This is a genomic window from Labrys sp. F242, from assembly GCF_057813875.1.
The window spans coordinates 332,586-344,518 of sequence record NZ_JBVASG010000005.1 but is presented as its reverse complement, the minus strand read 5'-3'; the positions used below and the strand labels follow the sequence as shown (position 1 = coordinate 344,518).

The 11,933-nt window shown below is 63.5% G+C and carries 10 protein-coding genes; 6 read left to right on the top strand and 4 right to left on the bottom strand.

All coding sequences use genetic code 11. The annotated features are described in order from the left end of the window. Positions 1-31: 31 nt before the first annotated feature. Positions 32-751, bottom strand: a complete 720-nt coding sequence (tolQ, locus tag ACZYTC_RS28005) for a protein TolQ (protein WP_441771270.1) — start codon at positions 749-751, stop codon at positions 32-34. Positions 752-1,281: 530 nt separating this feature from the next. Further along, complete coding sequence (gene ybgC / locus ACZYTC_RS28000; protein WP_441771271.1) at positions 1,282-1,716, bottom strand: tol-pal system-associated acyl-CoA thioesterase; 435 nt, start codon at positions 1,714-1,716, stop codon at positions 1,282-1,284. A 197-nt stretch (positions 1,717-1,913) separates the two neighbouring features. Here ybgC and ybgF point away from each other — a divergent pair, with 197 nt between their 5' ends. From ybgF to ftsH, 3 genes are all read left to right on the top strand, one after another. Further along, entirely contained in the window at positions 1,914-3,053 is a 1,140-nt protein-coding gene (gene ybgF, locus ACZYTC_RS27995) for a tol-pal system protein YbgF (RefSeq protein WP_441771272.1), read from the top strand. 72 nt (positions 3,054-3,125) lie between these two features. After that, the gene (gene tilS / locus ACZYTC_RS27990; protein WP_441771273.1) at positions 3,126-4,169 is read left to right on the top strand and encodes a tRNA lysidine(34) synthetase TilS; all 1,044 of its coding nucleotides are present in this window, start codon (positions 3,126-3,128) and stop codon (positions 4,167-4,169) included. 243 nt (positions 4,170-4,412) lie between these two features. Beyond that, on the top strand, positions 4,413-6,341 hold the full coding sequence (ftsH, locus tag ACZYTC_RS27985; protein ID WP_434955142.1) for an ATP-dependent zinc metalloprotease FtsH: 1,929 nt from the start codon (positions 4,413-4,415) through the stop codon (positions 6,339-6,341). A gap of 111 nt (positions 6,342-6,452) precedes the next feature. Here the strand turns inward: ftsH and ACZYTC_RS27980 are convergent, their stop codons facing one another. Continuing rightward, a complete protein-coding gene (locus tag ACZYTC_RS27980) occupies positions 6,453-6,824 on the bottom strand; it encodes a hypothetical protein (RefSeq protein WP_434955140.1) in 372 nt (123 codons plus the stop codon). A 375-nt stretch (positions 6,825-7,199) separates the two neighbouring features. On the opposite strand from ACZYTC_RS27980, the gene ACZYTC_RS27975 reads away from it, so the two are divergent. Next, positions 7,200-7,616: a hypothetical protein gene (locus tag ACZYTC_RS27975; RefSeq protein ID WP_434955139.1), complete on the top strand. Its 417-nt coding sequence runs from the start codon at positions 7,200-7,202 to the stop codon at positions 7,614-7,616. Positions 7,617-7,718: 102 nt separating this feature from the next. Here the strand turns inward: ACZYTC_RS27975 and ACZYTC_RS27970 are convergent, their stop codons facing one another. Next, a complete protein-coding gene (locus ACZYTC_RS27970; protein WP_441771274.1) occupies positions 7,719-9,521 on the bottom strand; it encodes an ABC transporter transmembrane domain-containing protein in 1,803 nt (600 codons plus the stop codon). Between the two features lie 334 nt (positions 9,522-9,855). On the opposite strand from ACZYTC_RS27970, the gene mgtE reads away from it, so the two are divergent. Continuing rightward, positions 9,856-11,229, top strand: coding sequence for a magnesium transporter (gene mgtE / locus ACZYTC_RS27965; protein ID WP_434955137.1), 1,374 nt, complete (start codon positions 9,856-9,858; stop codon positions 11,227-11,229). 147 nt (positions 11,230-11,376) lie between these two features. Further along, positions 11,377-11,604: a 50S ribosomal protein L31 gene (gene rpmE / locus ACZYTC_RS27960; protein WP_434955136.1), complete on the top strand. Its 228-nt coding sequence runs from the start codon at positions 11,377-11,379 to the stop codon at positions 11,602-11,604. Positions 11,605-11,933 lie beyond the last annotated feature (329 nt).

Sequence of the window (11,933 nt, the reverse complement as noted above, 5' to 3'; positions counted from 1 at the left end):
CTTGAATGAGGGACCGGAACGAGGCGGCCGCTCAGGCGGCCATGCGCTCGTCGATCTGGCGCGACAGGATGGCGGAGAATTCGTCGGCGAAGCCTTCCAGGCGCGCCTGCTGCTTGGCGACTTCCGCGTTGAACTTGTTGTAGGCGATCACCGCCGGAATGGCGGCGACCAGACCCATCGCGGTGGCGAACAGGGCTTCGGAAATACCGGGCGCCACGGCGGCGAGCGAGGTATTCTTGGTGGCCGCGATCGACTGGAAAGCGGTCATGATACCGACCACCGTGCCAAACAGACCGATGAACGGGCTGGAGGAGCCGACGGTGGCGAGCACCAGGAGCTTGGATTCCAGGCGCTCCACCTCGCGCTGAACGGTGACGTCCATCACCTTTTCGATGCGAGCCTGCAGGCCGAGGAAGGAGCGGCCGGGGGATTCGAGCGAGCGCTTCCACTCGCGCATGGCGGAGACAAACAGGCCGGCCATGCCGTAGTTCTGGCGCTGCGACAGCGAACGATAGAGCTCTTCCAGGCTCTGGCCCGACCAGAACACCTGCTCGAAACGATTCATGGCGGCACGCGAACGCGAGAACAGGATGGCCTTGTCGATGATGATGGCCCAGCACCACACCGAGGCTGCCATCAGGCCCAGCATGACGATCTGGACGACCAGACCGGCATTCATGATCAATCCGAGCAGGCTCACATCGGTTACCGGAGCCAGGGCCGTCTGGGCCATATCGGCGGTCGCTTCCATTCCTTCAATTCCTCGTCCTGAGGCCGACGGGCCAAGCCGGTCCGCAGGGGATCGGCACATTCGTAGCTAAGCAGATCCGTGCAAGATCGGCATAGTCGCAACAATAATCGGCGAGCCTGATCTCGATCCCGCGCTTCAAGCCGAGATCAAGCCTGCCTCAGGCACCGCCCCGGCACACACCAAACGTTACTCGGGAAATCCACGCACCTGGTTGTGCAGAGCAACAACACCAAGCGTCACGGGCTCCTTTTGACGTTTGAATGTGACCGCAGTGCGGCACCCCTTCCCGACCGCGATAAACGGCGGATTCCAGGCCTATTGATCATCGGTACCGTTAATGTCGGGTTACGGCCGACCTCGATTCGCGAATTCTTATTTACGATGCGCTGCAACATTGATGACGGCGGCTCCAAAGCCGACCGATTACTGATCCCGACTAAAGCGTTTTACGATTTGATGGAAACAGCCCAAACCGCGAAGAAGTGCGGAAACAAGACGTTGGCGCAAAAAAGCATTTACGCTTCAATGCACTATGCTTTGGACAACACGTTGCGCAGACTCTCCGGCAGGCGCTGGGGCCGGCCGTTGCGGATACAGACCACCAGAACCTTGGCGGTGGTCAGGACTTCCTCGCCCCGCCGGATGCTCTGTTCGAGATGCAGCGAAGGCCCGCGCACCTCGCCGGCCTTGGTCTCCACTTCGACGATGTCGTCCATCAACGCAGGGCGCAGGAACTCGACCTGGATCGAACGCACGGCAAAGGCGATGCCCTCTTCGCGGTGAAGGGCGAGTTGATCGACACCGAGCGCGCGGATGAACTCGGTTCGCCCCCGTTCGAAGAAGCGCAGATAGTTGGCATGGTAGACGATGCCGGAGAAATCGGTGTCCTCGTAATAGACCCGAAGAGGCAGGCTGTGGCACGCCTCATTAAGCACGCCGCCGAAATTCGGCGGGGTTTGCGCCATTTCTATCATGGGGAAAGCCGTTTGTTCAAAGTTTCGCCTGACTTGACCTGTGTGGTATCGACGTGACTGGAGCAGGATGTGTTTTTATGAGAACACGCCTTGCCCGAATACCGAGTTTCGACCCATCCTTGCGATTTACGGCGATTCCGCCAGATCGCAGAACGCTTTGGATTGATTGCAACCGAATGAGCCGCCTCATGCTCCGCCCCGCTTCCGCCGCGCTTTTGCTGGCCGTGACCCTGGCCCTGCCCTTGGGCCCGGTGCGCGCAGCGTCCTATGACGAGGGACTGATGCCGCCCGGCAGCGTCGGGCAGGACCAGTCCACGCAGGACAACAGCTACACGCCCGACCAACCTTACCCCCAGCCGCCCGCACAGGCCGGGTATGACGGCAACGTCACAGGCTCGACCGATGAACAGCCCCCCGCGGCTGCGGCCCCGAGCGCGCCGCAGAACGGCTATGTCGTAGCCCAGGAATCCACCATGGGCGATCTTCTCGTGCGCGTACAACGGCTCGAAGGCGAGAACCGCCGACTGCTTGGCACCGTCGAGGATCTACAGTCACAGGTGCGCAAGCTTCAGGACGACATGAAGCGGCAGCAGGAGGATACCGAATATCGCCTGCAGGCCCTCGAAGGCGGCGGGGGCAAGGCGTCCGCTCCAAAGCCGGCGCCCAGCGCGCCTTCGCGCCAGAAGAGCGGCCAGAGCGCCCCGGCCACGCAGCCCAATTCCCTGGGCAGCCTTCCCGCCCGCGGTGGCAACGATGTCGCCATGCAGGACTCCACAGGCGATGTTCCCGAACAGGCGCCGCCGCCCTCGGCGCCGCGCCCGCGCAACTCCACCGTCTCCCCTGGCCTGCCGGGTATCGCCGTCGACACATCGCGTCCCATGGCCAGCAATGCGCCGGAAGCAGGCGCTGAACCGGCACCGGCACCGGCCGCCCCCGCTACGCCAGAGGCCGAATACGCTTCCGACTATCGCCTGATCGAGACCCAGCGCTACGACCAGGCCGAGGCCGCCTTTCGCAATTTCGTCGCCAGCCATCCCAAGGACAAGCGCGTGCCCGACGCCATCCATTGGATCGGCGAGAGCCTCTATCAGCGCAAGCAATATACCGATGCGGCCGAGCAGTTCCTGAAGGTCACCAAGACCTATTCCAATTCCAGGCGCGCACCCGCCAGCATGCTTAAGCTGGGCATCACGCTGGCGGCCATGGGTGAGAAGGATGCAGCCTGCGCGGCTCTTCAGGCCGTCGGCAGCAAATACCCCAAGGCCGGCCCGACCATCCTCAGCGGTGCCGATCGCGAGATCAAGAAGAACGCCTGCAAGGTGGGGTGAGTCAGGCATCTGCAGATGCCTGACCGGAACATTGCCATTGCGGACGCAAACCGCGCGTTCGGGGACTGAGCCGTGTCCGCAGCCATTGCCCTGCAGGAACTTCCTGCCCTCTTCGCCGATTTCCACAATCGCGCCCATGTAATCCTCGCTGTCTCGGGCGGCGGCGATTCCACCGCCCTGATGCTGCTGGCCGCGCGCTGGCGCGAGCAAAGCCCGCAAACCCGTCTCACCGTCGCGAGCATCGATCACGCCCTGCGTGCCGAAAGCGCGGAGGAATGCCGTATCGTTTCCGCAAGAGCCGTCGATCTTGGTTTGCCCTGTATCGTCAAGCGCTGGGAGGGCGACAAGCCTGCCGCACGCTTGCAGGAAGCGGCTCGCAGCGCCCGTTACGCCCTGCTGACTGCGGTGGCCACCGAAGTCGGAGCGGACGCGATCGCCACGGCCCATACGCTCGACGACCAGGCCGAAACCGTGCTGATGCGGCTGCTTCACGGCTCGGCCGTCGACGGCCTGGCGGCGATGCGTCCCCTCACGCCCCTGGCCGACCTCAGCCTTCTCCGCCCCCTGCTCGGCACGACGCGGGCCCGGCTGGTGGCGACCCTGCAGGCCGCCGGGGTGGCCTGGCTCGAAGATCCCTCCAACCGCAATCCCCGATTCGAGCGCGTACGCCTGCGCGCCCTTCTCGCCCAGCTCGCGCCGCTCGGCCTCGACCCGGCACGCCTGGCCTTGCTCGCCCGCCGCGCCGCGCGCAGCAACGATGCCCTTGAGGCCGTTGCGGCCGAGCGTTTCGAGATTCTCGCCCGACGGGAACAAGACCGCCTGCATCTCGACGGCCCGGGGTTTGCGGCCTGCCCCGCCGATATCAGGCTGCGTATCCTGGAGCGAGCCGTCCTGCTGATGCAGGACAAGAGCAAGGCATCAGCCTATGGCCTGCGCCTCGAACGGTTGGAGGCGCTGGCCGCAGCACTCGATCAAGCCCTCGACCCGGCTCTCGGCCAAGGCGGATCCTGGCAGCGCAGCCTCGGCGGCACGCTGCTGCGGCTGGACAAGGCCGGCAATCTGCAAATCACCCGTGAGCCCGAACGCCGGCGCGGTGCTGCAAAAACCAAGATGTAGAAATTGTCATTTTCCACCGGCCTTGCCCTAGAAGCGGCAAAATAATGGCCTATTTCAAGAAATTAGCGGCGCATGCGCCACTTGAATCTTCACCGTGACAAGCCCTCGCCACTTCTATAAGGGAGCGCAGGGCTATCTATCCCACGGGCTTGGCTTGGCATTTGGCTCGCCCGTGCCTATTTTAGCCGCGATATGCTGTGGCGTCTCCTGCACAGGCAGGCCGTCCGCCGCGAAAGGCAAGAGATGAACGCGAACTTCCGAAATTTTGCGCTTTGGGTGATCGTAGTGCTGCTGTTGCTGGCACTCTTCACTCTGTTCCGGCAGACGGGTAGCCAAAGCGCTTCCGCCGACAGTTCGATCTCCTATTCCGAACTGGTGAAATCGGCCAAGGAAGGCAAGGTCAAGGACGTCACCATCACGGGTAGTGAGCTCAAGGGCAGCTACGTCAATGGCGGCTCGAACTTCACCACGCAATTGCCCAACGACCCGGGACTGGCCAAGACATTGAATGATTTGGGCGTGCAGGTCAGTGCCGCGCCGCCGGCCGAAACACCATGGCTGCTGCAGCTCCTGCTGCAGGCCTTGCCGATCCTGGCTCTGATCGGTGTGTGGATCTTCCTGTCCCGCCAAATGCAGGGTGCCGGCGGCAAGGCCATGGGCTTCGGCAAGTCCAAGGCCAAGCTGCTGACCGAGGCCCATGGCCGCGTCACCTTCGATGACGTGGCCGGCATCGACGAGGCCAAGGAGGACCTGCAGGAGATCGTCGAGTTCCTGCGCGATCCCCAGAAATTCCAGCGCCTGGGCGGCCGTATCCCGCGCGGCGTGCTGCTGGTCGGTCCGCCCGGCACCGGTAAGACGCTGACGGCGCGTGCCGTCGCCGGCGAAGCCAACGTGCCTTTCTTCACCATTTCCGGTTCCGACTTCGTCGAAATGTTCGTGGGCGTCGGCGCCAGCCGCGTGCGCGACATGTTCGAGCAGGCCAAGAAGAACGCGCCCTGCATCATATTCATCGACGAAATCGACGCCGTCGGCCGCCATCGTGGCGCCGGCCTGGGCGGCGGCAATGACGAGCGTGAGCAGACCCTCAACCAGTTGCTGGTCGAGATGGATGGCTTCGAAACCAACGAGGGCATCATCATCATCGCGGCGACCAACCGCCCCGACGTGCTCGACCCTGCCCTGCTGCGTCCCGGCCGCTTCGACCGCCAGATCGTGGTTTCCAACCCTGATTTGTCCGGCCGCGAGAAGATCCTGCGCGTGCATGTGCGCAAGGTTCCGCTCGCCCCCGACGTCGACCTCAAGATCATCGCCCGCGGCACGCCCGGCTTCTCGGGCGCCGATCTGATGAACCTGGTCAACGAGGCTGCCCTGCTCGCAGCGCGCCGCAACAAGCGCATGGTCACCCATCTCGAATTCGAGGACGCCAAAGACAAGATCCTGATGGGCGCCGAGCGCAAGACCATGGCGATGTCGGAGGAGGAAAAGCGCCTCACCGCCTATCACGAGGCGGGCCACGCCGTCGTCGGCCTCAACGTGCCCAAGGGCATCCCGGTGCACAAGGCCACGATCATCCCGCGTGGCCGCGCGCTCGGCATGGTGAAGTTCCTGCCCGAGGGCGATCGCTACTCGATGAAATTTGTCGAGTTTACCTCCCAGCTCGCCGTCGCCATGGGCGGCCGCGTGGCCGAGGAGATGATCTTCGGCAAGGAGAACATCACCTCCGGCGCCGCCGGCGACATCGAGCAGGCCACGCGCATGGCAAAGGCCATGGTCACCCGCTACGGCTATTCGGATGAGCTCGGCACCGTGATGTATGGCGAGAACCAGGACGAGGTCTTCCTCGGCATGTCCATGGGCCGTACGCAAAGCGTGTCCGAGGCGACCTCCCAGAAGATCGACGCCGAAGTGCGCCGCCTGATCAATCAGGGCTGGGAAGACGCCAAGCACATCCTTACCGAAAAACGGGACGAGCTCGAGGCCCTGGCTCAGGCGCTGCTCGAATATGAAACGCTGACCGGCGACGAGATCCGCGACCTCCTCAACGGCAAGCCGCCTTCGCGCGATCCGCTGGACGAGCCCCAGACGACCCGCGGCTCGGCCATCTCCGCCGGCAAGCCACGTCGCCCGCCCCCGCAGACGGAAGGCGGCATGGAGCCGGCCCCTTCGGCCTGATGGCGCATTGATATTCGATACGATCAAGGCCGGTCTCGCGACCGGCCTTTTTCGTGACTCGGCCGTCGAAGGTTGCGGCTGGCCGCCGGGGAATCGGAGACGAGCCGCATTTCAGGACATCAGATCCGACCAGGCTTGGTAGAGGCCGCTGACCGCGATCACGGCGAGGAAGGACCATACCAGCCACCGTACCCATGTCAGCCGCCATAGACGGCGCCCGACATAGATTTTGAACAAAGTGCCCATCGCCGAGAAGACCGGATAAAGGAAGACGAGCTGGATGATGGCGGCCAGGGAGAAAAAGAATAACAGGGCCACTGCCCCGCTCGGCAGGATGCCTTCCAAGGCAAGCGCGCTCCACATCAGGGCAATGATCAGTACCAGAAGCAGGCATGACCACCCGATCCCCCAGCCAAGATCGCGCCAAGCCCGGCTCTTCTCGTCCGCAAGGCCGCGATCTTCGTTCCCAGGAGCCTGTTCCACCCCAAATCTCCGATCGAAGAGAGGCCGTAGCCGAACTCTTTATGTCACGGCGTATCCCATCTACCGATCTGCCTTGTCATCCTCGGTCGGCAAGTACCCTGCGAAACAGCAACCCAATAGCCATCGAATTTCTTCTATTCCCGTAGTGGTAGGTAGCTTATCACGGATGGTCATGATGGATTGCCTCGCTCTCCACTGTGATGTCCCCGGACCAAAGTGCGGTTTATCCGAACCGTGCCTTGCTCTAACTCCTTGTTTCCAGGCCAATCCAACGGATTGGCGAGAGCGCCTTTGCGATTTGAAGTGATCCCGTCAAATCGCAAAACGCTTTAAGCCATCGCCGACCGGGGCCCGGCGGCAGCCAGAGATGTTTCCATGCTGAAGAATATTACCGGCGCCGCCGCGCTCGCTCTCCTGATCGCCTCACCCGCCGCTGCGCAAAGCTGCGCGCAGAACTTCAAGAGTTCCGGCGTGCCGTTGCTCACCGGCCTGACCTACAGCACCTGGGCAGTCTTTCCCAAGGTTGCTCCGGCCAAGGCGCTCGACAATGTCGGGCGTGCCCTGTCCGCTGAGGGTATCGACGTCGTCAGCGTCAACAAGAAGGCCGGTGTGTTGATCGCAACCCAGGACGGCGCCAATTCCGGCCGACCCCAGACAATCCGGGTCATCGCCCGCAAGACTGGCAGCGCGACCCGCGTCGATCTCGAATTCCATGTGCAGCCCGGCCAGTTCTCGACCGAAAGCGCCCTGCGTACCCATATCTGCGCCGTCGTGAACGCGGCGGGACGATAGGAGCGCGGCTGGTGTGCCGATCTTCAGACGACATTCTTGAAAACACCGCGTTCATCAACACGGGAAATGCCGGTCTGAAGACCGGCACACCGCTCCTCCGGCTCAGGCCGCGTCCCTGAATTGCAGCTGTGCCAGCCGGGCATAGAGGCCACCGCGCGCCACCAGGGCCTCATGTGTGCCCTCTTCGACGATGCGTCCGTCATCGAGCACGATGATGCGATCGGCAGCCTGCACCGTGGCCAGGCGATGGGCGATCACCAGGGTGGTGCGTTGGGTCATCAGGCCGTCGAGCGCCGCCTGCACCGCCTTTTCGCTTTCCGAATCCAGCGCCGAGGTCGCCTCGTCGAGCAGCAGCACGGGGGCATCCTTGAGGATGGCACGGGCGATGGCAATGCGCTGGCGCTGGCCACCCGACAGCGTCACGCCGCGCTCGCCGATCGGCGTGTCGTAACCCTGTGGCATGGCTCGGATGAAGCCGTCGGCCGCGGCCAGGCGAGCTGCTTCCTCGACCTCGGCGTCACTGGCGTCAGGACGGCCGAAACGGATATTGTCGCGGGCGGTCGCCGCGAAGACCACCGGATCCTGGGCCACCACCGCGATGCGCTGGCGCACGCGCTTGGGATCGGCCTGCGGCAGCATCACGCCGTCCAGCGTTATCAGGCCGAACTGGGGGTCGTAATAGCGCAGCAGGAGCTGGAACAGCGTGCTCTTGCCGGCTCCGGACGGCCCGACGATGGCGACCGTCTCGCCCGCCTTCACCGCAAGATCGATATCGTGCAGCACCGGCCTGTCCGGCTGGGTGGGATAGGCGAAGGTCACGCCCTCGAAGGCCACGGCACCGCGCGCCGGCTCGGGAAGGGCCAGCGGCCGGGCCGGCGCCGATATCGCCGGCCTTTCGCCAAGAAGTTCGCCCAGACGCTCGGCGGCACCGGCCGCCTGCACGATCTCCGCCCAGACCTGACCAAGCTCCGAAAGGGCACCGGCACCGAACACGGCATAGAGCACGAATTGCGACAGGGTGCCCGGGGTCATCACACCCGCCACCACATCATGAGCGCCGAGCCAGAGCACGCCGACCACCGAGGCGAATACCAGGAAGAGGGCGATTGCCGTCAACACCGAGCGCGAGCGGGTCGAAATCGCAGCGGCCTGGTAGGCATTCTCCACTTCGCCCGAAAAGCGCCCTATGGCGAGGCGCTCGGCCGTGAAGGCCTGCACCGCCCGCATGGCACCGATGATCTCCCCGGCATAGGCGGAAGCATCGGCCAGGGTGTCCTGCGCCTTGCGCGAGCGGGTGCGCACGGACCGGCCGAAGGCAACCAGCGGCAGCACGATGATGGGAATGGCGATCAGCACCAGCGCCGAGAGTTTGGGGCTGGTCCACACCATCATCACCGCAGCGCCGGCGAACAGGAAAAGATTGCGTAGGGCCACCGAGGCGGACGAACCGAACGCAGCTTTGATCTGGGTCGTGTCGGCGGTGAGGCGAGAGAGCACCTCGCCGGTCTTGGCCGTATCGAAGAACACCGGTGAAAGGTCGGTCAAGTGGGCAAACACGGCGGTGCGCACGTCGGCGACCACCCGTTCGCCCAGCGTCATCACCAGATAATAGCGGCAGGCACTGGCCAAAGCGAGAATCAGCACCACGCCGGTCATGGCCAGGAAGTAGGAATTGATGGCGACGGCATGATCGGCCGAGAAGCCGTGATCGATCATGCGGCGCATGGCGATCGGCACCACCAGCGTCGCCGCCGCCGCCAGCGTCAGAGCCAGGAAAGCCAGCAGGATGCGGCCACGATAAGCCAGGGCATAGGGTGCCAGCGCCATCAGCGGGCGCAAGGTCCGGCTGTTCCTGGCGGATTCCGCGGTATTTTCTCGGGTTTTCGGGTCAGTTTCCGTGGCCACGTAGTATTCTTCCTTTCGAGCGCGCGGGACAATGCCCCGCTGTGGGCGCTGCTGCAATCGCACGGGCCCAAACCGCTTCAGTTTGCCGCGCTCTCCATATTATCGCGCAGTGCAAAAAAGCGCTTGACTGCGACGGCGGAGAGGCGCAAGTCGCGATTGTTCCGGCCTTTGGATTTATTCCAAAGGAAGCGTCCCTGGCCGGACCCCACGAGATCAACGAGATCATGCCAAGCGACAGTAGCAGTCGAATGTTCGCGCCGTTGACGGCTTGTAAGGACTGACCGCTTGCGGGCTCGTCCTTCCGGCCGGCAACGGCCGAGAGGAAGGAAGAGCCATGGAAGACCTGGCTGAAAAGACCGTTGACGTTGCTGACCGCGACATCCTCGAGGTTTGCCTCGGCCTCGAGCACGTAGCCGACATCGTCGAGCTGCTCAACGAGCAGGAGATCGAGGAACAGGCGCATGTCCTCGTGCACCTGCCCGACGAGCGGGCCATCGAGGTGCTCGACCAGCCAGGCCTGGACGATCCTGCGGCACTGATCGAGGCCCTGCCCGCCGAACGGGCGCTCAAGCTGATGGCCGGCATGTCCTCGGACCGTGTGGCGGATGTCTTCCGCTACATGGACGATCCGCCGCGCACCGATCTGCTCAATCGGCTCGATCCTGAGACCCGCGCTTCGCTCGACAGGCTGCTGTCCTATCCCGAGGACACCGCCGGCGCGCTGATGACCACCGAATTCGTGTCCGTGCCCTCGTCCTGGACGGTGGAGCAGACTCTCGACCACATCCGCCGGGTCGAGCGCACGCGCGAGACGATCTATTCGGTCTATGTCCTCGATCCCAAGACCCGCCAATTGCTCAAGGCCGTGGCGCTGCGCCGCCTGATCACCGCCGATCCCAAGGCCTCGGTGCTGACGGCCGCCCGCTTCGACAAGCCGATCACCGTCGCGCCAACGGCCGACCGTGAGGAAGTGGCACGCCTGATCGCCAAATACGACCTCCTGGCGGTGCCGGTGGTCGACGACAGCATGCATGTCATCGGCATCTGCACCTTCGACGACATCATCGACGCGATCGTGGCCGAGGGCACCGAGGACGCCCAGAAGTTCGGTGGCATGGAGGCCCTCGACGATCCCTATGACCAGATCGGTTTCTGGTCGATGATCAAGAAGCGCGCGGGCTGGCTGTCAGTGCTGTTGCTGGGCGAGATGCTCACGGCGAGCGCCATGCAATTCTTCGAGGGCGAACTCGAAAAGGCAGTGGTGCTCACCCTGTTCATCCCGCTGATCATGTCCTCGGGCGGCAATTCCGGCTCCCAGGCAACCTCCCTGCTCATCCGCGCGCTGGCGCTGAGCGAGGTGAAGCTAAAGGACTGGTGGCGGGTCGCCCTGCGCGAACTGCCGACCGGCATCGTGCTTGGCGCAATCCTCGGCCTGATCGGCATCGTGCGCATCGTGGTCTGGCAGAAGGCCGGCTTCTACGACTACGGGCCGCATTGGGCCCTGCTGGCCCTGACCATCGGCTGCGCCCTCACGGCGATCGTCACCTTCGGCTCGCTGACCGGCTCCATGCTACCCTTCATTCTCAAGAAGGTAGGCTTCGACCCCGCCAGCGCTTCTGCGCCCCTGGTCGCGACGCTGGTCGACGTCACCGGCCTCGTCATCTATTTCACCGTCGCCCTGGTCATTCTGCGGGGAACATTGCTGTAGCCCCGGCGAGATGACGTTTCCCGCATGTGAGAAATGCGGGAGCGGTGCTTGTATCCGGACCGAAATTGCGCTATCGAGCCGCCCACTCATTCGAATTTGACTTGTCCGACCGGGGTAGCGCTCCGGCACAGAGCAGGATTTGACCCCATGAAGTCCGACATTCATCCCGACTATCACAAGATCAAGGTTGTCTTCGTCGACGGCACCGAGTTCCACACCCATTCGACCTGGGGCAAGGAAGGCGACACCCTTCAGCTCGACATCGACCCCAAGACCCATCCGGCCTGGACCGGCGGTTCGCAGCAGCTCCTCGACCGCGCCGGCCGCGTGTCGAAGTTCAACCAGCGCTTTGCCGGCATCAGCTTCAAGCGCTGAGCCTAGAGCGATTTGCGATTTGACGGAATTGGCAAGAATCGCAAAGACGCTCAAGCTAATCCTTTGGATTGGCTTGGAAACAAAGAGTTAGAGTAAATAAGCGTTCATGCTTGAACGCGTTTTGCTCTAGCAGACATGGCTGGGACGATGAGAGCGGGCCTTCGGGTCCGCTTTTGTTTTTGGGCTGTCCTGGTCGTGGGAGGCAGGTCTTCAGACCCGCCCTGCTCTTCCATCGAGCCTCGCGCCTCCAGGCGGATCCGAAGATCCGCCCCCCACACACAAAAAGAAGCCGCGATACGGATGATCGCGGCTTGTCCAAGTCGAAACAG